Source organism: Bacillus sp. FS02 (assembly GCF_024398395.1).
GTDB lineage: Bacteria > Bacillota > Bacilli > Bacillales > Bacillaceae > Bacillus > Bacillus altitudinis.
This window is the reverse complement of record NZ_CP074101.1, coordinates 2,576,949-2,598,349: the sequence shown is the minus strand read 5'-3', so window position 1 is coordinate 2,598,349 and position 21,401 is coordinate 2,576,949. Positions and strand designations below refer to the sequence as shown.

Genomic DNA, 21,401 nt, shown 5'->3' with positions numbered 1-21,401 from the left:
GGCGTACACCCTCCTTTTGACACAGACACGGTCCAAATCGTACGGATTATTTTATCAAACAATCCAGCTTTCGACAATGCTGCTGCCACGTGGTCAAAAAGCAAATAGAGCATGGTGCCCTATTTGCTTTTTGTCACGTTACTTTTTCTTTTTGCGCTTTTGTTTCGGTGCGTTATCAAAAACGCGTTTTTTCTTTTTCTTCTTTTTACGACCTGTAAACCAGTCGCCGCCTTTATCCTCTTTGCCTTTTTCCCCAGAGGCCTTTTGACCTCCGCGTCCTTTTTTGGCTGGTGGATCTGTCCGTTTTTTGAACTTGAAGTCTTTTGGTGATTTACGGCGAGTGCCTTTCATCCCGACGATTTCAAAATCAATGGAATGCTCATCTTTATTCACACTCACCACTTTGACAGTGATTTCGTCACCGATACGGTAGACATTCCCTGTACGTTCACCGATCATGGCAAAGTGCTGTTCATCAAAACGATAGTAATCGTCTGTCATGTAGCTCACATGGACAAGACCTTCTATCGTATTCGGCAGTTCAACGAATAGTCCGAAATTCGTAACGGAACTAATCATACCATCAAACTCTTCACCGATTTTATCAAGCATAAACTCTGCCTTTTTCAGGTCATCTGTTTCGCGCTCAGCATCAACAGAGCGGCGCTCCATTGTAGATGCATGATCTGCGATTTCTGGCAGCAATTGACCCCATTTTTCAAGGGTCGCTTCGTCTGTCTTTTTCTCTATTAAATAGGTTCTGATCAGCCTATGCACGATTAAATCCGGGTAACGGCGGATCGGCGACGTGAAGTGTGTATAGAATTCGGTAGATAATCCAAAATGGCCAATGCTTTCTGGATCATACTTCGCCTGTTTCATAGAGCGAAGCATCACAGTTTGAATGACGACTTCTTCTGGTTGATCCCTGACAGCATCGAGGACACTTTGAAGTGCGCGCGGGTGAATGTTCGTTGACGTTCCTTTCACAATGTAACCAAACGTCGTCACGAACTCTAAAAAGCGCTGAAGCTTCTCAGGATTTGGTTCTTCGTGAATTCGGTAAATGAACGGAACATTCATCCAGTGGAAATGCTCGGCAACTGTTTCGTTTGCCACCAGCATGAATTCTTCAATTAATTTCTCTGCAACTGAACGCTCACGAATGACTACGTCTTTCGCTGCGCCTTCATCATCTACAAGCACCTTTGCTTCCTTGAAATCAAAGTCGACTGCTCCGCGCTCCATTCGCTTGTCACGCAGAATTTCTGCAAGCTTCTCCATCTCTTGGAACATTGGTACTAACGGCTCGTATTTGTCTAAAAGCTCTTCATCTTGGTCAACTAAAATCTTATTCACATCGGAATAGGTCATTCTTTCCGTCGTTTTGATCACACTTTGGAAAATTTCGTGTTTGACGACTTTCCCACTTCGATCAATGATCATTTCACAAGAGAGTGTGAGACGATCAACCTTCGGATTCAATGAGCAAATGCCATTTGACAGGCGATGAGGAATCATTGGAATAACGCGGTCTACAAGATACACACTCGTTCCGCGCTCATAGGCTTCCTGATCAATTGGAGAGTTTTCCGTTACATAATGAGAGACATCCGCAATATGCACACCTAGTTTGTATTTACCATCATCCAGCTTTTGCACAGTAACCGCATCGTCCAAGTCCTTTGCATCTGCACCATCAATGGTCACAATCGTTTCGTTGCGCAGATCACGCCTGCCCTCTAAGTCTTTTTCATCGATCGTTTCAGGTGTGTCTACTGCCTGCTGGAGCGCTTCTTCCGGAAACTCACCTGGTAGCCCGTGTTTATGAATAATCGACAAAATATCGATGCCAGGGTCATTTTTGTGACCAAGGATTTCAGTCACTTCACCCTCTGCGCTCATTCTTCCTTCTGGATAGCTTGTCAGCGTGACAACGACTTTATGACCTTCAACCGCTCCGTTTTTAGCGGATTTCGGAATGAAGATATCGTTTGTGATTTTTTTATCATCAGGAATGACAAAACCAAAGCTTTTCGTTTCTGTATAGGTACCGACAACTGTCTGAGTATTACGTTCCAGAATACGGATGACCGTTCCTTCTTTTTTGGTGCCATTTGATTTGTGGCTGACACGAACCATCACGGTGTCACCATTCATTGCTGTGCCTAGCTCATTTGGCGGAATGAAAATATCATCCTGTCCAAACTCTTCTGGTGTCACAAATGCAAATCCTTTTGCATGCGCAGACAGCTTCCCTTTGACCAAGTTCATTTTTTCCGGTACACCATAGCGGTCGCTGCGGGTACGGACGATCAGTCCCTGATCCTCTAATATCACAAGTGCTTTGACGAGCTCTTTATAATCATCTGGATTGGTAATTTCCATCATGACTTCTAATTCCTGTACCGTTAATGGTTTGTACGCCTCTTCTTGCATAAACGCAAGTAATTCATCCATAAATTCTTCTTTTTGCACACTCTAACCCCCTATATATTTAAATTGACCAATCGAGTGATTCTAAGAATGCATATACATCCTGATGAACCTTCTCCCGCTCTTTATCAAGCGTGATAACATGGCCCGATTCTTCATACCACTTTAAATGTTTTTCATCAGTCTCTACTTCGTTATAAATAATGTTTGCACTGTCTGTATTAATCATATGATCATGACGTGCCTGAACAACAAAAGTAGGTGAATAAATCATGTCAACATTGTTTCTGACATCAGCAATGAGTTCTTGAAGAGCCTTGAGTGTACCCATTGGTGTTTTCTTGAACTCTTCCATCTCTTGCTCAATTTGATCCTCTGACTTACCCTCGAATTTTTTATAGTTACGGGCATAATCTAGTACACCCTGGTACATGACTTCTTCACTTTTTATGTACATAGGTGCACACATAGGTACAATTCCCTTTACAGGTACAGTGTAACCTAATTTCAATGAAAAAACTCCTCCGAGGGATAGTCCGCAAACCGCAATTTCCTCATAACCTTCGTCTTTTAAAAATTGATAGCCTTCTTCTACATCTTTCCACCAATCTGTAGGACCTGTATGAACAAGCTCCTCTGGTGGTACACCGTGTCCTTTGTATTGAGGTGCATGGCATGTATAGCCTCTTTCATTCAAATAACGCCCAAGCATACGAACATCGGCTGTATTCCCAGTAAAACCGTGAAGAAGAAGCACCGCCTTTTCTCCACCTTTAAACGTAAATGGTTTTGGTGTAACAACTTTCATGATGTGACTTCCTTTCCTTCTGATATGGTTTATATTTTCCACTTGTATGTATGAAACAAACACAAAAGAGTGCTGATAATAAAAAAAGGTCTGAAAAAAGATCAGACCTTCTGTTACTCGCGCCTACACGCCTAAATATGCCAATGCAAGTGTTAAGATGAAGAAAAGCACTGACAAAATGACAGTTAATCGGTGAAGAATCAAGTCAAGACCTCTCGCTTTTTGCTTACCGAAAAGCTGCTCGGCTCCACCTGAAATAGCGCCTGACAGTCCTGCACTTTTACTTGATTGTAATAATACAACGATGATAAGTGCGATACTGACAATTACGAGTAATGTGATAACAAATGCGTGCATGAAAACACCTCCAGACAAACTGGTACACATAACTTTATTTTACATGAAAACAAGGTGCATGTCACGAAACATCAAAATAAAGATTTCCTATATATTGTCGACTTTATTTGTCATTTTGATTCAATTTCGCTCCAATGGATTGTATGCAGCATTTTTTATATGCAATTTTTGAGGTTAAAAAGCGTTTTTAGCGAGTTGCTTCTTCTTTTAAGAGCTGTTTTAATTCTACTAACAACCGTTCAGCTCCTTCAGGACTCAGCACGACGTTACCATTTCCATAGCTTTTGTTGTATTTCGTTATTTGGCCAGTTAATAAGCAGCTCTTATCTGCATCATATTTTTTCAGCATAATGGTTTGATCTTCGATGAAAATTTCTAACAGCTGCTCTTCCTTTATATTGAGTACCTTTCGCATTTCTGAAGGCAGAACAATTCTGCCAAGCGAATCGATGTGTCTTACCATTCCAGTTCTTTTCAATGAAGCCGCCTCCTTTATGATCATAAGATGATTTCGTTCATTGACTTTTGTCAACATCTTCATAGTAAAATAAATCTTCAAATTTTTTATCAAAGTAATGAATCATTTTGCCAATGACAAGCTGTCCTGGCTTCCGGTGACCATTCAATACCCTGCTGAGTGTGGCAGGAGAGATGCCAATTTCATCTGCGAGCTGATTTAAAGACATATCGTTTTCAATCATATACTGCATCACAAAAGCCCGCCTGATCTGAATCTTTTCGACCATCATTACAACCTCCTATAGGATCAATATGTACAACATGTAGGATTCTCACATCTCCCGGATTCATTAACTTATGTCAACACTTTTATGCCCTTTCTATTTCCTTTGGTCAATGATCATACTAAAATAAGTCATATACTGAAATGTGAGGTTCGATGACATGAATCACTTTGGTGAACAATTACGCATTTTAAGAGAGAATAGAAAGATGTCTGTCAATCAACTCGCCATGTATTCAGGCGTAAGCGCTGCCGGTATTTCTCGGATTGAGAATGGAAAGCGTGGTGTGCCAAAGCCTTTAACCATAAAAAAATTAGCACGCGCTTTGAAGGTGCCTTATGAGGATTTAATGCTGCTTGCCGGTTATATTGAACAGGAAAAAGTGCATGAAATGAAACCGAAATATGAATCCATATTAAAAATCTATCAAACGGCGCTTCAAAAGGATGTAGAACATCTCCCTATTTTCGATGGAGACCAATGGGAAACACTCACCGCACAAGACATCAGCCAGCTGAATCAATACTTTCTCACGCTCATTAACCAAAAAAAGGCGAACAAATAGCGGGGCATAAACATAAGATACATCCACCATTAACTAATGTCAATATTTTCATGGTACACTTATTGCCAATAGTCAACAAATCGAGTACACTAGAGATAACTAATCTTTAACCATGTGAGGTTTTGAGTTGATGAACTTCGGTGCATATTTAAGAGCATTACGTGAGAAAAGGAAACTATCGGTGAACCAATTAGCGATGTATTCAGAGGTCAGCGCTGCTGGTATTTCTCGGATTGAAAACGGGAAACGCGGCATTCCGAAACCTCCTACAATTAAAAAACTAGCAGGTGCATTAAAAGTACCTTATGAGGACATGATGCAGGCTGCAGGGTATATTGAAGAAGCATCTTCTGCCTATGTCATAAAGGAAGAAGAAACGGCTTTTACCCAAATAAAAGAAGCAGCAGAGCAATATGAACTTGATGATCTTGAAATATTTAATGGCGACATATGGTCCACCCTTTCTAAACATGAAATAGAGGATTTAAACCGCTATTTGTTATTTCTACTAAACAGCCGTTCGTCATCGTAAAATGTTTTGATCATTGACAAGCTTTTTGCGCCGATTTTTGACAGAATTACGGTATAATGGGTTCAGATTGGAGTGAAGAAAGATGAATCAATCTGATATGTGCCCACGGTTTGAAAAAGCAGTTGAGTTATTAAGTAAACGCTGGGTGGCACTGATTGTTTTTCAGCTTCTCTCAGGTTCACAGCGCTTTAGTGAAATCGAAGCAACTCTGACCAATTTAAGCGGAAGGGTTTTATCTGAGAGATTAAAAGAGCTGGAAGCAGCAGGCATTGTAAAACGGGAGGTTTTTGCTGAAACACCCGTGCGTATTGAGTATTCATTAACTGATATGGGGCGCTCACTTGCACCCGTTTTTGAGGAAATTGCGAAATGGTCCTCTGAATGGATCACACTTGAATCATAAATGTCTCCTGATGTGAGCCGCCTAATCATGATAAAAAAACCTCCCCTACAGATGTAGAGGAGGTTTTGTCTTTTCAAGCATTTATGCGGACGTCATGTTTTTTTCAGCTAACGCCTTGCTTTCTTTTTTCTTGTTGGTTGGGCTTAAATAGCGTTCAAGCCAGCCCATGACAAGGTCGGCAATAATGGCCATGAGCGCAGTTGGAATAGCACCTGCTAAAATAATGGCTGTTCCGTTTGTCGCGTTTGATCCTCTGATGATGATATCACCAAGTCCTCCTGCACCAACAAATGTCCCAATCGCTGTAATACCGATTGCGATCACAAGTGCGGTTCTTAAACCAGCCATAATGACAGATAAAGCAAGCGGTAATTCAACCATTCTCAGCACTTGCCATTTCGTCATACCCATCGCTTTCCCCGATTCTAAATAGGCATGCTCAATGCTGACAATACCTGTGTACGTGTTACGGATAATCGGCAGAAGCGAATACAAAAAGAGTGATAAGATGACTGTATTTGCGCCAAGTCCTAATACAAGCATCAACACAGAAAGCATCGCTAACGCTGGAATGGTTTGAATGACATTGGTTATTGCGAACACCCAATTGCTCAGTTTGCGGTAATGCGCCACAAAGATGCCGACTGGTATTCCGACAATTGCCGCAAATAATACCCCATACGCTGACATGAGGAAATGCCGGTAAAATTCTTCTAACACATATGAACCGTTCTGTTGATAATACGCCCATAATTGCTGCAGTGTGTCCATCAGCTCTGACACCTCCCAATCTTACTCAAAGTAATTGTGTTTCTTTAAAAAATCTCTCGCAACAGTCGCTGGTTCTTTTAGTTCTCCATCGACTTGATAATTGAGCTCTTGCATTTGTTCGGTATCGATTTTTCCAATCAACCTGTTGATCACCTTGTCCAGTCCTGGATTTTCTTTTAATACCTTCTCAGGGACAACTGGTGATGCATCGTATGGTGGGAAGAATCGTTTATCATCTTTTAAGATTTTGAGATTATACGCTTTGATCCGGCCATCTGTTGAATAGGCAAGCACAATATCCATTTTTTCATTTTTCAATGCGTCATAGACTAGACCGATCTGCATCGGAAAAGTGCTTCCAAATTCAATTCCGTATGTTTTCACAAACCCTTCGTAACCGTCACCTTTCTTTTTCAGCCAAATATTATCCACACCGAAGCGATAATTTTTGGCATTCTTTTTTAAATCAGAGACTGTTTCTAGGTTGTTTTCCTTCGCCATCTTCTGCGTCACAGCAAAGGCATACGTATTATCAAACCCATAGGAATCAAACCATTTGTAATCATAGCGTTTTTTGAATTCTTTCTGGACGATTTCCATTGCACGCTTTGGATCTTTTTCTGCATCCATTCCTAGCGTACTTGTTAAATCCGTGCCTGTATATCGTGTTGCCGAAATGTCGACATCACCGTTTTCCATTGCTTTCTGCTGCACCGTATTTGAGCCTAAATTCTTCACAATGGTTGTCTTTTTATCTGTGTAATGCTCAATGATGTCTCCCACCATATAGGCCATAATTTCTGATTCTGTAAAGTTTTGTGCACCGATTCGCAGCGTGCTCCCTGAAGAGCCGGCTAGTCCAGGAAGTGAACAGCCACTTATGAATAGCAAGCATCCGGCAAGCAGTGCACTGATCCATTTTGTTTTTCGATTCTTCACATGAGCCAACTCCTTATGAAACTTCCTTCAATCCTTTTAAGCCTTCTGGTGTTACTTTTTTCTCAAGCTTCATCAATGTAAGGTCAATGATGACTGCTAAAATAGTGACAGGGATCGCACCCGCAATAATGTATTCCGGCTGGTAAAGCTGAAGCCCAATTAAAATGTAGTCACCAAGACCGCCTCCACCGATAAAAGCAGCCAGTGTTGTCCACCCAATTAAATAAATCGTTGAGGTTCTGACCCCTGCCATAATGACCGGAACAGCAAGCGGCAGTTCCACAAGACGAATTTGTTCCCATGTCGTCATGCCAATCCCTTTACCAGATTCAAGCAAGTTTTTGTTCACACCTTGAACACCGGCATACGTATTTCTTAAAATAGGCAAAACGGAATAGAAAAATAGCGCAACGATCGCAGGTATTTTTCCAACTCCCAAAATAGGAATAAAAAATGCAAGAATCGCTAAACTAGGGAGTGTTTGAAAGATATTCACGACGCCGATGACAAAACCGGCGCCTCTTTTCATTCGTGTAAGAATGACGCCTAAAGGAACGGCCACGATAATGCCTAACACAACGGCAATTAAAGAAATGTATAAATGCTCCCACATTTTTGTGAGGAGTTCCCCACCATTTTTCTCAAGAAAATCGATGATTTGATCCATGTGTACACCTCCCTTAGTTCATTTCAGTGACAGCCTCCGGGGTATCTTCTCCCCAAATAGAGTCATATACGACATCTACAAGACTTGCACGTGTGACGATGCCTTTTAAGTGCCCTTTTGCATCGACAACCGGTACATATTTAATGCCGCGTATTAAGATCTTTCGGACAGTATCTCTAAGAAGTGCACCTTCTTGTACTGTATAAAATTCTGTATTTAAAATATCGCCAACGAAGGCTGCTTTTCTACGGTTTGCATCGATGGTTTCAATGTCGATATAGCCTTTCAGCACATGATTTTCATCAACGACAAGCAGGGAATCAACCCGCTTTTCTCTCATAATAAAGATGGCATCTGTCAATGTTTTTTCGACGGTAATTGTGACTGGAGATGTGTTCATCATTTGTTCCACACGTTCCATATTCGGATTTGACTGAAGCAGACGTTCTTTCCCGATGAATTCTTCTACGAATTCGTTCACAGGGTTACGTAAAATATCATCTGGTGTGCCCACTTGGACAATCTCTCCATCTTTTAAAATGACAATGCGGTCTGCAAGTTTGATCGCTTCATCCATGTCATGTGTGACGAATACGATTGTTTTATTTAACGTTTTTTGCAGTTTCTTAAATTCTTCCTGCAATGAATCTCTTGTGATCGGGTCAAGTGCTCCAAATGGTTCATCCATCAGGATTAAAGGGGGTTCTGCTGCGAGTGCGCGAAGAACGCCGATACGCTGCTGCTGTCCTCCACTGAGTTCATGCGGGTAACGCTCTAAGTATTCCGGCCCCATGTCGACGAGTTTGAGCAATTCACGCGCTCGTTCTTTTCGTTTTTCTTCCGGCCACTTCAGCAGCTTCGGCACAAGGGAAATGTTTTGTGCGATGGTCATATGAGGGAAAAGTCCAATTTGCTGAATCACATAACCAATTTCTCTTCTTAATTGGACTGGATCTTTTTTCATAATGTTTTCTCCCTCGATCAATATGTTTCCTGAGGAAGGTTCAATCAGTCGGTTAATCATCTTCATGGTTGTCGTTTTTCCACAGCCACTCGGTCCAATAAAACAAATAAATTCTCCTTTTGCTATTTCTAAATCAATATTTTTGACAGCTTTTTTTCCGCCTTTATACGTCTTAGATACATTCTCTAGTTTCAGCAAATGAGACACCTCCAATTAGTCGGATATATATTTTCAGAAAATTTACACCTTATTTATTATAGTGCAAACTTTATAAAATAAAAAGTTTACAATGTGTTTGTATTGCATAAGATTTATTTAAAATTTTCAGTTAACGGCCTGATATGTACCGATCCCTCCTTTTTCCTCCAACTTACGAGCAAATACTCAATATTTATTGTTTTCATCAACAAACAGGTATATGATATATTGTGTTACAAATTGTCAGTCGTGAAGGGATGAAGCGGGGAATGGACAAGCAAGCGTTAGGCGCCATTCAAAAAGCACAGGATCATTATATTGAAAAAGCTGCCGAAAACATGAATGCCTTTGGTCTTTCTGCCACAGTGGGTAGAGTGCTTGGTATCATTCATATGAACCGTAAACCAATGACGCTCGGTGAGCTCTCAGAGGCGACCGGCATGAGCAAAACAAGAATGAGTCAAGTCGTTCGAGAAATGCTTGATCTGAATATTGCTGAAAAGGTTTATGAAAAAGGAATACGCAAAGATTTATATGACGTTGAGCAAGATCAATATCAAACCTTTATTTCATTGTTTGCAGCCAATTGGTCACGTGTTGTCAGCAAAAATCGCAAGGCACATAAGAAGACATGCAAGGAATTGCTGGAGCTGCTTGAACAAGATGACCTGCCAGAAGAAACAGTAGATAAAATCAATCTTCTTCTTTCAGAAATCAAGGAAAGTCTCGATTATTATGACTGGATTAGCCGTTTAATTGAGTTCTTTGAAAGTGAAGAAGTATTTCAACATGTGCCAAAACCTTAAAAAAGCTGTTTTATTTTACAATTTTGTAGAAAAAAACAGCTTTTTTATATACACTTATGACATCAGCATTGGGAACATCCCTTTGATCCCTGCGCCAATCATCTCTACTGCCACAACAGCTAAAATCAATCCCATTAATCGTGTCACGACATTCATCTCTGTTTTCCCCATTTTTCGCATAATGAAACTTGAATAATGAAATGCATAATAGGTCATGGCAAGTACAACCACAATGCCAATAAGAATCGCAAGCAGATGAAGCGTTACTTGGTGGCTTCCTGGCGTTAAGCTCATGACGGTCGCAATTGTACCAGGTCCGGCAATGATCGGAATGGCGAGCGGGGTCACCGAAACATCATCCTTCTCTTTGCTTTCTGCCTTTTCATCCGAATGAGGGTTTTGAACATGTGACTCTTTTGCATTCAGTAAATTGTAAGCGATACCAAAAATAAAAATACCTCCAGCGATACGGAGTGCATGGATATCAATGCCAAACAATTTAAAAATGAGCCTGCCTGCCAAAAGAAAGGCAATCAAAATTATAAAAGACACAACAATCGCTTTTTTGGCCGTCTGGGCGCGTTCTTTTTCTGAGTAGCCTTCTGTTAAAGTGATGAAAAGAGGCACGTTTCCAATGGGGTTTGAGACAGCAAATAGTGACACAATGACATGAATCATAAAGGAAATCAACAGACACCCTCCTTTTTTCATAGTGTCTGCTAATCTGATGCGAATATTCCCTTGTTCTGTTAAAACCTGGTTTGTTTTAACCGATGATAATAGAGGTTTAACGAAAGGGGAATAGAACATGAAAAAAAACATCACGATCATTGTCTTGTCTGTGATCATCCTAGGTGCAACTGGCTGGATTGTGTGGCAGCAGCAGTCGCTCACCGCGGCAGAGAAAAAACACCAGCAAGAAATGAGAAAGAATGATGAGCAGCTGACACAATTAAAGTCAGAAGGAACGGATATGAAAGATGAAATGGATGGTCAAAAAAAGGAATTGTCCACCGTCACAAACAAGCTGAAGAAAGAAAAGAAGGCGCATCAAAAAGAAACCAAACAGCGTAAAGCGCTTGAGTTAAAAATAGATCAGCTTCAAAAAGAACTGGCATCAGCGAAAGCAACGGCTCAAGCGAATAAGCAGGCAGCACAAACGACTAGGAAAACAACTGTTAAGAAAGACCCAAATGTCACCCATCATCCTCCTTCTCAATGGGTGCAGGATCAATATGATTGGGGTGTTAAACAAGGGTATATCAAAGAATAGAGAGGATGAAATGATTTGATACAGATTCGGCCATTGTCTCATGATCAATCTGTTCCTATGGATCTTTTACTATTAGCTGACCCTTCAACTGAAAAAGTCATTGCCTATGTACAATCTGGTTCTTGTTATGTTGCTTTTCATAAACAGGACATGATTGGTGTGTATGTTCTGACGCCTCTGTCTCAGCAGACAGTGGAAATCATGAATGTCGCCGTGAAAGAGTCATGGCAAGGTAGAGGAATTGGGAAGCAGCTGATCCGCCATGCTATTTCAGAAGCCAAGGCAGCTGGCTTTCATACAATTGAAATTGGCACAGGCAACTCTAGTATTCAGCAGCTCGCCCTTTATCAAAAATGCGGTTTTCGCATGGCGTCTATCGATCACGATTTCTTTCTGAAGCACTATGATGAACCGATTTATGAGAACGGTATTCAGTGTATGGATATGGTGCGGTTGTCACTCGTTCTTCAAGCAGACTGACTTCATTCAGCCTGCTTTTTTTATGTTCTTCTCTTTTTCACTGCATGAATCATATATTGAATCAAGAAGTAGAGAGCGGCACCCGCTAAAAAACAGACCACGCACCCAAAGAGCGTTGCCTCTGAGCTGAATTGATACTGTTCAATTTTCATGATATAAAATGGCATACCAAATAGAGTTGGACTTGATTCAACATGATGAACCTCTAGCAGCATTAAAAATACTGGTGTCATAAACACAGCAAACACATAAAGCATCGCAAGCGTTAAGCCGCTAGAAAACGAATGAAATACTTTAACCATTTAGTTCTCTCCTTTCATCTCTTTTAAACTGGCGATGATATTTTTCCCGTCTGGGCAAGCTGGATGCAGCATTACTGTATTTAATAAAGAAAATAGCAGCAATGGATGCGTCAATGGATGCCACCACATGAAGAAAAGCACACCCGAGCAGATCACTGGAAACACAGGACCTGCAAGTGCGACCATCATATTAAAACCCGGCCGTGAAAATTTCTCATGGACAATCGACACGTGCTTCCAATCGATCATCACCACATAATCAAAGATGGGTTTTTTTTCGATTTTGTTGCACACCATCACCATCAGGATATGTCCGAGTTCATGAATGAGCACAACGGCTATTAAGCAAAATAAAAGCGTCATCATCGCACAATCGGCCTCTTTAGCATGGCAGCATATATGAAGATGAAGAATGCGGCTGAACAAGCCATATAGGCAGTTGAGAGCAGCTGGATATTTGCTGAAAGCCACTGGACTAAAAGCATATCCAACATACTGAACACAGCAATCATCATCACGATCACAAACAGTTTATTAAAATCACTAATCTTCACGACAAACCCGACACATGCCGCCATGACAGTAATCAATAAAATGGACAAGCTTGCCAAACCGTGCCCTTCACTTTCAACCCCAATCATGAAATAAGCAAGCCCGATATAGACAAAATAAATCAATATATTCATTGTGTAATAAAATAAAATTCTTGATAATAAATAGGCACCCTTTGATGTATTTAACATAAAAATGGCTCGCTGATGGAGATGATATTCCCTGCCAATCATCAGAGGAAGCATAATAAGGATCTCCTTTAAGGCAAACTGCACAATAAAAGCAAACAGCCAGCCAATCTCTTCCGGAGTAAAGATGAATGGGAGACCTATCGTGAAACAGACAAGAAACAGGAACAAAATACCTTGTTCTTTAAACACAGCTGATCGGCTAAAATAAACAAGCTCCTGCCGCAGATGTGTGAAAAATGAAGAATCCGATCTGATTTTTTGGTAAGAAAACGACTTCACCTCTACCTTTAGCTGCAAAAACATCCGATTGACATAACAAGCCGCCAAGCCTTTCAGCCAAAACCACCCTGCACATAGAAAGATCATCAGAAATACAAGATAGATAGACGGCCATACGTGAATCATCTCAACCGCTTTTTGAAAAAGGAGAAACACGAAAGCACCGAGCGTCACAAATCCAATCGTTTGCAGCAGTAAATGCTCTTTTGTTTTTGATATAAAATGGCTCACACCAATGCGTATCAGCATCCAAGAAGCAAGCGTACAGAGCGCCAATCCACAGCAAGTGATCCCTACCACAATGATCCAATACAAAGATAGTGTAACGCCGCTAATGATCAGCCCTAATAGAATGGGTAAAAAAAGCAGACCAAGCATGATGAAACAAAACAGCACCGGAAAGAAATACACACAAAGGACAAATGAGACACTTTGCATCGCACTATTCAAAAAGAAGAACTGATACTCTTGACGCTTCATTTTATGACGGGAAAAGACAATACCTGCTCCCAAAAGCAGCAGGGTCATTTTCACAAATTGAAGGTATAAAGCAACTGGTTCGTTCTCCCCTACTTGCATAAAAAAACGCAGGCTCATGACAACGTATATGGAGTAGATCAGCAACATAAAAACGGCTGCGGCGAGAAGCTGCAAAGGATATTTTTTGCCAAGCTGCTTGATTTTCGTTGTGAGCATGCCCCATTCTATTTTATGAAGAACGTGTCGTGTCCAAGTCATTGAGCAACCTCTCCACCTGCATATAGTAATCTTGATTCACTTCTTTATAAATATCCTCAAGTGCTTGATGAGGGAATGTTTTGTTTGTTTCTTGACGTGACATATCCAGCTTGATATCACCGTTTCTTAAGATCATGAGGTGATCATACAATGTCTCACCAAAGCCCAAATGATGGGTAGAAATGAGAATGCCTGCGCCTTGATCTCTCAGCTTCATGAGCACCTTTTTTAAGATGATCATCATATCTGGATCAAGTCCATTTGTAGGCTCGTCGAATACATAATAATCACAAGGCCTAAGGAGCTGTGAAATGATTTGGGTTTTCTTTTGATTGCCATGAGACAACTGGGCAATTGGCTGATCCATATAAGGTTTCAGCTCAAAAAGTTCGACGAAGGCCTCTTCTCGAGGTCCATTTCGTTTGTCTGGAAGCTGGAGTAAATGAAAATATTCTCTCGGCGTTAAATAATCAAACAAAGCATGATCATCAGGAATATAGGAAACATGTTCTTTCAAAAAGGAGATATGTGCTGAGGATTGAAAATTCAGCTGTTTACCATGCAAAGAGACAAAACCCGTAAATGGTGTCAGGCCAAACATAGACTGAATCATCGTGGTCTTTCCTGCACCATTATGCCCCAAAAGCAGAAGCATACGTCCTTTCTCCACATTTAACTGAATATCGCGGAGAGAAAAGGTGCGGCTATACGTTTTTTCTGTTAAGTGTAATGTCAGCATCATGTCCCTCCATTTATTTCAGATAGAACAGATGACCTCGCATCTGTTCTCACCATCTGTTAAAAGCCGCATTTGATTTTAATGTACATGCCTAAAAATTTGAACTCTCCTAAAAATTTCGAGCCTTTTCCAAATGTTTTGCATGCCCAAATCAAAGCGGCAACTGTCACAATGCCTAAGATAGCAGCAAGGACATAAATCCAAAATGCATTTTTCTGTACGTTCTTAGAAGTTAGAATTCGTTGCTTCCTTTCATCATATGCCGCCAGTAGGTGAAGGACATACATGTACACGCCTACTGGAAAACGAAGGCTAAAAGGATTCAGCATCTCATCACCCCCTAATATATGTAAAATGATACCACCCCCATGCAAATAGCATAAGTTCAATTCAGATCATATTTTTAGTAGAGTTTTCATGATTTATTGCTTATAAATCGTCAAGCTCATCGTTTCTCCTCTGACTGAAGGATGATTTTTTACAAAAATAGGATATGACAAAGGAAGCAGAGCTAATTCGCTTGAGCCAGCTTTGCATCTTTATTTCAACATAAAAAAAGCGCTGCGATACGCTCTTTTCAAAAGAGCGCACGCAGCGCGTTACTTTACATTACTTATTCAAGTTGTAGAATGTAGCAATGCCGTGGTATTGAGCTGTTTCAGCCAATTGATCTTCGATGCGAAGTAATTGGTTGTATTTCGCCACACGGTCCGTACGAGACGGAGCACCTGTTTTGATTTGTCCAGCGTTTGTTGCAACTGCAATGTCTGCAATTGTGCTGTCTTCTGTTTCACCAGAACGGTGAGAGATAACAGCTGTATAGCCTGCACGTTTCGCCATTTCGATTGCATCAAATGTTTCAGTTAATGTACCGATTTGGTTTACTTTGATGAGGATTGAGTTACCAACGCCGTTTTTGATTCCTTCAGAAAGCTTCTTCGTATTTGTTACGAACAAGTCGTCTCCTACTAGCTGAACCTTGCTGCCAAGACGCTCAGTTAATAGTTTGTGACCTTCCCAGTCGTTTTCATCAAGGCCGTCTTCGATCGAGATGATTGGGTATTTCGATACCATATCTTCATACCAGTCAACCATTTCAGCAGATGTTTTCACAACACCTTCGCCTGATAAATGATATTTACCGTCTTCTTTGTTGTAGAACTCAGAAGATGCAGCATCCATCGCAAGTTTCACTTCTTCACCTGGTTTGAAACCAGCTTTTTCAATCGCTTCTACGATTGTTTGAAGTGCTTCTTCGTTAGAACCAAGGTTTGGAGCGAATCCACCTTCGTCACCTACAGCTGTGTTTAAGCCTTTCGCGCTTAATACAGATTTCAGGCTATGGAAGATTTGTGCGCCCATGCGAAGTGCTTCACGGAAGTTCGGTGCACCTACAGGCATAATCATGAATTCTTGAATGTCTACGTTGTTATCCGCATGCTCTCCACCGTTGACGATGTTCATCATCGGTACTGGAAGCGTTTTGGAGTTGAATCCACCAAGGTATTGATAAAGTGGAATTTGTAAGAAATCAGCAGCCGCACGTGCTACAGCGATAGATACGCCAAGGATTGCGTTTGCACCTAATTTCCCTTTGTTTTCTGTTCCATCAAGTTCGATTAACATTTTGTCAATTGCTACTTGTTCAGTGACATCAAAGCCTAAAAGCTCTGGTGCAATGATTTCGTTTACGTTGTTTACAGCTGTCAAAACACCTTTTCCAAGGTAACGGTCTTTGTCTCCGTCACGTAGTTCTACTGCTTCATATTCACCAGTAGAAGCACCACTTGGTACTAGTGCACGGCCAAAGGCGCCAGATTCTGTGTAAACTTCTACTTCAACTGTTGGGTTACCGCGAGAGTCTAATACTTCGCGTGCATATACGTCAACAATGTATGGCATCGTTATTTCTCTCCTTTTGAATCAATTTGTTATTTCTGAATCAATGATGTTCCTGTCATCTCTTTTGGTTTTTCAAGTCCAAGTAAGTCTAAAAGCGTTGGAGATAGATCAGCTAAAATGCCGCCTTCTCTAAGCGTCTCACCTTTTTTCGTTACGATGACTGGCACAGGATTCGTTGTATGTGCAGTATGCGGCTTTCCTTCTTCGGTAATGAGCACGTCTGCGTTACCGTGGTCTGCCGTGATGATGGCGTGTCCGCCTTTTGCAAGGATTGCGTCGACTACAGCTCCTAAGCACTCATCTACTGCTTCAATGGCTTTGATTGTTGGCTCAAGCATACCTGAATGCCCCACCATATCTGGGTTAGCAAAGTTCAGAATGATCGCATCATGCTTATCAGCATTGATGTCTGCAACAAGTGCATCCTTTACCTCATAAGCGCTCATTTCTGGCTTGAGGTCATAGGTTGCGACATCTGGTGAATTGATTAAGATGCGGTCTTCTCCAGGAAATTCTTCTTCACGTCCACCGCTCATAAAGAACGTCACGTGAGGATATTTCTCTGTTTCAGCAATCCGCAGCTGCTTCAATCCATTTTGAGAAAGTACTTCTCCTACTGTGTTATCCAAGTTCACTGGTTTGAAAGCCACATAGCCATCTACCGTTTCACTGAAGTGTGTGAAGCAGACGAAGTGTAAATCCTTCGGATGTGCTTCCCCGCGGTCAAACGAGCGGAAATCTTCATTTGTGAATGTGTTTGAAATTTGAATCGCACGGTCTGGACGGAAGTTATAGAAAATCACAGAGTCGCCGTCGTTTACTTTTGCAACCGGCTCACCATTTTCTCTCGTAATGACAGATGGAATAACGAACTCATCGTAGATTCCATTTTCATAGGAGTCATCAACGACATCATAGATGTTTTGATAACTTGGGCCTTCACCATACGCCATCGCGCGATATGCTTTCTCCACACGATCCCAGCGCTTGTCACGGTCCATTGAGTAATAGCGTCCAGATAGTGTTGCCACTTCTCCGACACCGATTTCTTTGATTTGTTCTTCAAGCTGTTTTAAGTACACTTTCGCTGTCTTCTGACCAACATCACGTCCGTCTAAGAAGCCGTGAATGTATACTTTTGTTAAGCCTTCTTTTTTCGCTAGTTTCAGCAAGGCAAAAAGATGCTGGATGTGGCTGTGCACACCGCCGTCTGACAAGAGACCGAATAAATGAAGCGCCTTGTCATTTTCTTTTGCATAAGTCATTGCATCTAGGAACGTTTCGTTTTTCTCAAATTCCCCATCACGAATGGCAACATTCACTCTTGTTAAGCTTTGGTACACGATGCGTCCTGCACCGATGTTCAAATGCCCAACTTCAGAGTTCCCCATTTGACCTTCTGGGAGGCCCACTGCCTCACCTGAAGCCGTTAAGGTTTGATGCGGGAATTCGTTCCAGTAGCGGTCGAAGTTCGGTTTCTTTGCTTGGGCAACAGCGTTACCGACTGTTTCGCCTCTTAAACCGAATCCATCTAAGATGATTAATGCAGCTGGTTTCTTACTCATATTGACCTTCCTCCAATAATTGAACGAAAGACTGAGGTTCTAAGCTTGCGCCGCCTACCAAAGCACCGTCAATATCGGATTCTGCCATATATTCTTTAATATTCGCAGGTTTCACGCTTCCGCCATATTGAATGCGAAGGCTGTCTGCCGCTTCTTGACCAAATTCACTTGCAACCGTTTGGCGAATGTGCGTACAAACATCGTTTGCATCTTTCGCTGTAGAAGATTTACCTGTACCGATCGCCCAGATTGGCTCATAGGCAATCACAGATTCAGCGACTTGCTGCTTCGTTAAACCAGCTAGTGCTTTCTTCACTTGATCAGCGACAAGTTCGTTTGTTTTGCCTGCTTCACGTTCTTCAAGCGTTTCACCTACACAGATGATTGGAACGATGCCATGCTTGAATGCAGCATGTGCTTTTTTGTTCACTGTTTCATCTGTTTCAGCGAAGAATTCGCGGCGCTCTGAATGACCGATCACTGAGTAGCCGATGCCAAGATCTTTAAGCGCAGCAGGGCTGATTTCACCAGTGAATGCACCGTTTTCTTCAAAGTGCATGTTTTGCGCACCAATTTTAAGGTCTGTTCCGTTAGAAAGGCTGTTCAGCTTTTCAAGGAAAAGGGCTGGTGCACAGACAATAGATTCCACTTTGTCAGGAGATGGAATAGATGACTTGACTTCTTCAACGAAACTTACAGCTTCACCAAGTGTTTTGTTCATCTTCCAGTTCCCAGCTATAATTGGTTTTCTCATGATTGACACTTCCTTATAGCAGTTTTGGTCTTATTTATCGTTTAATGCAGTCACACCTGGAAGTTCTTTGCCTTCCATAAATTCAAGTGAAGCGCCGCCACCTGTAGAAATATGGCTCATCTGATCGGCAAGACCAAATTTCTCAACAGCTGCTGCTGAATCTCCACCGCCAATGACAGAATATGTATCTTTTGCTTCTGCCAGTGCTTCTGCGATTGCTTTTGTTCCTTTAGCGAATGCATCGATTTCAAATACACCCATTGGTCCGTTCCAGACAACAAGTTTGCTGTTTTTAATGACATCAGCATACTTCTCTCTTGTCTCTGTTCCAATATCAAGTGCTTCTAGATCACTTGGAATTTCAGAGATTGGCACAATGCTTGTATTCGCATCATTTGAAAAGTCGTCGGCTACCAGAACATCTGTTGGAATCAGGAAGTTCACGCCTTTTTCTTTTGCACGGTCCATAAAGGATTTCGCTAAATCTACTTTGTCTTCTTCTAATAGAGATTTTCCTACTTCGTGGCCAAGTGCTTTGACAAATGTATAAGCAAGTCCGCCGCCGATGATCAGGTTGTCCACTTTATCAAGAAGACTTTCAATTACACCGATTTTATCCTTTACTTTTGCGCCACCGATAATCGCTGTAAATGGGCGATCAGGGTTTGAAATGGCTTTCCCTAGAACCTCAAGCTCTTTTTGCATGAGGAAGCCTGAAACAGCCGGAAGATACGCTGCAATACCAGCTGTGGATGCATGTGCACGGTGTGCAGCACCGAACGCATCATTGACATACACATCGGCTAAATCAGCAAACGCTTTTGATAATTCAGGATCGTTCTTTTCTTCACCAGGATAGAAACGAACGTTTTCAAGCACTAGCACATCTCCTTCTTTTAAGTCAGAGATTTGCTTTTTCACGTTGTCGCCGTAAGCTTCATCTGCTTTTTTCACTTCTTGTCCAAGAAGCTCTTGCAGACGTTTTGCTACAGGTGTCAGACGCAGTTCTTCAGTAACTTGACCTTTCGGACGACCCAAATGACTAGCTAGTAGTACCTTTGCGCCTTGTCCTGTTAAATACTCAATCGTTGGTAATGCTGCGCGAATACGAGTATCATCCGTCACTTTTCCGTCCTTCATTGGAACGTTAAAATCTACGCGGCAGAACACAACTTTACCTTTTACGTCAATGTCTTTTACTGATTTCTTATTCATGCTCGTCAGGAGATCCTCCTTTATTCTGGTTTCCTTACGCATTGGACAAGTCTCTCTTTATCCTTTTCCCATTTTGCCCTCATCAAAACGAGAAATCGTGCAGAACGGATAAATACAGAGAAAAAGGGAAAGGGATGCTTCCCCTTCCCTTGTCCGTCTTCATTATATCGTGTCTCTAGGAAAGAACCAAGTGAGTTCCTTCAGTGTGAGAAATTAAAGACCTTGTTTTGCAATGTAAGCTGCAAGGTCAACAACGCGGTGAGAATATCCACTCTCGTTATCGTACCAAGAAATGACTTTCACCATGCTGCCTTCCATTACCATTGTAGAAAGAGCATCGATTGTTGAAGAGTTTGCATTACCATTGTAGTCACCAGATACTAATGGCTCTTCGCTGTAGCCAAGGATTCCTTTAAGTTCTCCTTCAGCTGCTTCTTTAAGTGCTGCATTTACGTCTTCAGCTGTCACATCTTGATTTAATTCAGCAACAAGATCAACTAAAGAAACGTTAGGTGTTGGAACACGCATAGCGCCACCGTTTAATTTACCTTTAAGTTCAGGCAATACAAGTGAAACAGCTTTCGCAGCACCTGTAGAAGTTGGGATGATGTTTTCCGCAGCTGCACGAGCACGACGGTAGTCTTTGTGCGGAAGATCAAGAATTTGTTGGTCATTTGTGTATGAGTGAACAGTTGTCATCATACCGCGTTTGATACCAAATTTATCGTTAAGTACTTTTGCAAATGGAGCTAAGCAGTTTGTTGTACAAGATGCATTAGAGATGACATCGTGGCTAGCTGCATCGTATTTGTCTTCGTTTACACCCATAACGATTGTGATATCTTCTTCGTTAGCAGGAGCAGAGATGATAACTTTTTTAGCGCCAGCTTCTAAGTGTTTAGCAGCGTCTGCACGTTTTGTGAAGAATCCAGTAGATTCAACAACGATTTCTACGCCTTGTTTACCCCAGCTTAATTTCGCAGGGTCACGCTCAGCTGATACTTCGATTGTTTTACCATTTACTACTAAGTTCGTACCGTCTACAGAAACCTCTGCATCTAGTTTTCCGTGAACAGAGTCATATTGTAAAAGGTGTGCAAGCATGTTAGCGTCTGTTAGATCGTTAACCGCTACTACCTCAACTTCAGGATTGTTTAATGCTGCACGAAATACGTTACGTCCAATACGTCCAAATCCGTTAATACCGACTTTTACTGCCATG

General features: G+C 41.5%; 26 protein-coding genes. 6 read left to right on the top strand and 20 right to left on the bottom strand.

Annotated features, from left to right (window positions below; genetic code table 11):
- Positions 1 to 138 precede the first annotated feature (138 nt).
- The 5 genes from rnr to KFQ09_RS13115 form a co-directional block, all read right to left on the bottom strand.
- Positions 139 to 2,478, bottom strand: a complete 2,340-nt coding sequence (gene rnr / locus KFQ09_RS13135; RefSeq protein ID WP_017359227.1) for a ribonuclease R — start codon at positions 2,476 to 2,478, stop codon at positions 139 to 141.
- A 19-nt stretch (positions 2,479 to 2,497) separates the two neighbouring features.
- The gene (locus KFQ09_RS13130; RefSeq protein WP_008347663.1) at positions 2,498 to 3,244 is read right to left on the bottom strand and encodes an alpha/beta hydrolase; all 747 of its coding nucleotides are present in this window, start codon (positions 3,242 to 3,244) and stop codon (positions 2,498 to 2,500) included.
- 123 nt (positions 3,245 to 3,367) lie between these two features.
- Positions 3,368 to 3,601: a preprotein translocase subunit SecG gene (gene secG, locus KFQ09_RS13125; protein ID WP_003212746.1), complete on the bottom strand. Its 234-nt coding sequence runs from the start codon at positions 3,599 to 3,601 to the stop codon at positions 3,368 to 3,370.
- A 187-nt stretch (positions 3,602 to 3,788) separates the two neighbouring features.
- On the bottom strand, positions 3,789 to 4,079 hold the full coding sequence (locus KFQ09_RS13120) for an AbrB/MazE/SpoVT family DNA-binding domain-containing protein (protein ID WP_008347666.1): 291 nt from the start codon (positions 4,077 to 4,079) through the stop codon (positions 3,789 to 3,791).
- A gap of 37 nt (positions 4,080 to 4,116) precedes the next feature.
- The gene (locus KFQ09_RS13115) at positions 4,117 to 4,350 is read right to left on the bottom strand and encodes a helix-turn-helix domain-containing protein (protein WP_008347669.1); all 234 of its coding nucleotides are present in this window, start codon (positions 4,348 to 4,350) and stop codon (positions 4,117 to 4,119) included.
- A 154-nt stretch (positions 4,351 to 4,504) separates the two neighbouring features.
- On the opposite strand from KFQ09_RS13115, the gene KFQ09_RS13110 reads away from it, so the two are divergent.
- The 3 genes from KFQ09_RS13110 to KFQ09_RS13100 all read left to right on the top strand — a co-directional run bounded on the left by KFQ09_RS13110 (position 4,505) and on the right by KFQ09_RS13100 (position 5,844).
- Complete coding sequence (locus tag KFQ09_RS13110; RefSeq protein ID WP_007500204.1) at positions 4,505 to 4,909, top strand: helix-turn-helix domain-containing protein; 405 nt, start codon at positions 4,505 to 4,507, stop codon at positions 4,907 to 4,909.
- Positions 4,910 to 5,039: 130 nt separating this feature from the next.
- Complete coding sequence (locus tag KFQ09_RS13105; RefSeq protein ID WP_008347673.1) at positions 5,040 to 5,441, top strand: helix-turn-helix domain-containing protein; 402 nt, start codon at positions 5,040 to 5,042, stop codon at positions 5,439 to 5,441.
- 82 nt (positions 5,442 to 5,523) lie between these two features.
- Positions 5,524 to 5,844 (top strand): catDE operon transcriptional regulator CatR, encoded by a 321-nt coding sequence (locus tag KFQ09_RS13100; RefSeq protein ID WP_255835741.1) that lies wholly within the window; start codon positions 5,524 to 5,526, stop codon positions 5,842 to 5,844.
- 81 nt (positions 5,845 to 5,925) lie between these two features.
- Here KFQ09_RS13100 and KFQ09_RS13095 read toward each other — a convergent pair whose 3' ends face one another.
- The 4 genes from KFQ09_RS13095 to KFQ09_RS13080 are packed head-to-tail and all read right to left on the bottom strand — an operon-like array spanning position 5,926 to position 9,383.
- Positions 5,926 to 6,615 carry an ABC transporter permease gene (locus KFQ09_RS13095; RefSeq protein WP_008347676.1) on the bottom strand — a complete coding sequence of 230 codons (690 nt, stop codon included), beginning with the start codon at positions 6,613 to 6,615 and terminating at the stop codon, positions 5,926 to 5,928.
- Between the two features lie 21 nt (positions 6,616 to 6,636).
- Positions 6,637 to 7,554, bottom strand: coding sequence for an osmoprotectant ABC transporter substrate-binding protein (locus KFQ09_RS13090; RefSeq protein ID WP_008347678.1), 918 nt, complete (start codon positions 7,552 to 7,554; stop codon positions 6,637 to 6,639).
- Between the two features lie 13 nt (positions 7,555 to 7,567).
- The gene (locus KFQ09_RS13085) at positions 7,568 to 8,221 is read right to left on the bottom strand and encodes an ABC transporter permease (protein ID WP_008347681.1); all 654 of its coding nucleotides are present in this window, start codon (positions 8,219 to 8,221) and stop codon (positions 7,568 to 7,570) included.
- Positions 8,222 to 8,234: 13 nt separating this feature from the next.
- Positions 8,235 to 9,383 carry a betaine/proline/choline family ABC transporter ATP-binding protein gene (locus tag KFQ09_RS13080; RefSeq protein WP_017359222.1) on the bottom strand — a complete coding sequence of 383 codons (1,149 nt, stop codon included), beginning with the start codon at positions 9,381 to 9,383 and terminating at the stop codon, positions 8,235 to 8,237.
- Positions 9,384 to 9,652: 269 nt separating this feature from the next.
- Between KFQ09_RS13080 and KFQ09_RS13075 the strand changes: the two genes are divergently transcribed.
- Positions 9,653 to 10,189: a GbsR/MarR family transcriptional regulator gene (locus tag KFQ09_RS13075; RefSeq protein ID WP_017359221.1), complete on the top strand. Its 537-nt coding sequence runs from the start codon at positions 9,653 to 9,655 to the stop codon at positions 10,187 to 10,189.
- Between the two features lie 54 nt (positions 10,190 to 10,243).
- On the opposite strand, the gene KFQ09_RS13070 is transcribed toward KFQ09_RS13075, so the two are convergent.
- Complete coding sequence (locus KFQ09_RS13070; RefSeq protein ID WP_206114045.1) at positions 10,244 to 10,879, bottom strand: MarC family protein; 636 nt, start codon at positions 10,877 to 10,879, stop codon at positions 10,244 to 10,246.
- A 118-nt stretch (positions 10,880 to 10,997) separates the two neighbouring features.
- On the opposite strand from KFQ09_RS13070, the gene KFQ09_RS13065 reads away from it, so the two are divergent.
- Entirely contained in the window at positions 10,998 to 11,462 is a 465-nt protein-coding gene (locus KFQ09_RS13065; RefSeq protein WP_035389416.1) for a hypothetical protein, read from the top strand.
- A 15-nt stretch (positions 11,463 to 11,477) separates the two neighbouring features.
- The gene (locus tag KFQ09_RS13060; protein WP_035389418.1) at positions 11,478 to 11,942 is read left to right on the top strand and encodes a GNAT family N-acetyltransferase; all 465 of its coding nucleotides are present in this window, start codon (positions 11,478 to 11,480) and stop codon (positions 11,940 to 11,942) included.
- 20 nt (positions 11,943 to 11,962) lie between these two features.
- Here KFQ09_RS13060 and KFQ09_RS13055 read toward each other — a convergent pair whose 3' ends face one another.
- The 10 genes from KFQ09_RS13055 to gap all read right to left on the bottom strand — a co-directional run bounded on the left by KFQ09_RS13055 (position 11,963) and on the right by gap (position 21,400).
- A complete protein-coding gene (locus KFQ09_RS13055) occupies positions 11,963 to 12,244 on the bottom strand; it encodes a hypothetical protein (RefSeq protein ID WP_074041889.1) in 282 nt (93 codons plus the stop codon).
- On the bottom strand, positions 12,245 to 12,610 hold the full coding sequence (locus KFQ09_RS13050; RefSeq protein ID WP_255835739.1) for a hypothetical protein: 366 nt from the start codon (positions 12,608 to 12,610) through the stop codon (positions 12,245 to 12,247).
- Positions 12,607 to 14,004, bottom strand: coding sequence for a hypothetical protein (locus KFQ09_RS13045; protein WP_255835738.1), 1,398 nt, complete (start codon positions 14,002 to 14,004; stop codon positions 12,607 to 12,609). The genes KFQ09_RS13050 and KFQ09_RS13045 overlap by 4 nt, the downstream gene beginning before the upstream one ends.
- The gene (locus KFQ09_RS13040) at positions 13,976 to 14,743 is read right to left on the bottom strand and encodes an ATP-binding cassette domain-containing protein (protein WP_017368072.1); all 768 of its coding nucleotides are present in this window, start codon (positions 14,741 to 14,743) and stop codon (positions 13,976 to 13,978) included. The genes KFQ09_RS13045 and KFQ09_RS13040 overlap by 29 nt, the downstream gene beginning before the upstream one ends.
- Positions 14,744 to 14,802: 59 nt before the next feature.
- The gene (locus KFQ09_RS13035; RefSeq protein ID WP_017368073.1) at positions 14,803 to 15,072 is read right to left on the bottom strand and encodes a hypothetical protein; all 270 of its coding nucleotides are present in this window, start codon (positions 15,070 to 15,072) and stop codon (positions 14,803 to 14,805) included.
- A gap of 280 nt (positions 15,073 to 15,352) precedes the next feature.
- On the bottom strand, positions 15,353 to 16,645 hold the full coding sequence (eno, locus tag KFQ09_RS13030; RefSeq protein ID WP_255835737.1) for a phosphopyruvate hydratase: 1,293 nt from the start codon (positions 16,643 to 16,645) through the stop codon (positions 15,353 to 15,355).
- A gap of 29 nt (positions 16,646 to 16,674) precedes the next feature.
- Positions 16,675 to 18,210: a 2,3-bisphosphoglycerate-independent phosphoglycerate mutase gene (gene gpmI, locus KFQ09_RS13025; RefSeq protein WP_144739569.1), complete on the bottom strand. Its 1,536-nt coding sequence runs from the start codon at positions 18,208 to 18,210 to the stop codon at positions 16,675 to 16,677.
- Positions 18,203 to 18,964, bottom strand: coding sequence for a triose-phosphate isomerase (gene tpiA / locus KFQ09_RS13020; RefSeq protein WP_144739571.1), 762 nt, complete (start codon positions 18,962 to 18,964; stop codon positions 18,203 to 18,205). The genes gpmI and tpiA overlap by 8 nt, the downstream gene beginning before the upstream one ends.
- Positions 18,965 to 18,994: 30 nt before the next feature.
- Positions 18,995 to 20,179 (bottom strand): phosphoglycerate kinase, encoded by a 1,185-nt coding sequence (gene pgk, locus KFQ09_RS13015; protein ID WP_017359212.1) that lies wholly within the window; start codon positions 20,177 to 20,179, stop codon positions 18,995 to 18,997.
- Between the two features lie 213 nt (positions 20,180 to 20,392).
- Complete coding sequence (gap, locus tag KFQ09_RS13010; RefSeq protein ID WP_007500174.1) at positions 20,393 to 21,400, bottom strand: type I glyceraldehyde-3-phosphate dehydrogenase; 1,008 nt, start codon at positions 21,398 to 21,400, stop codon at positions 20,393 to 20,395.
- Position 21,401 lies beyond the last annotated feature (1 nt).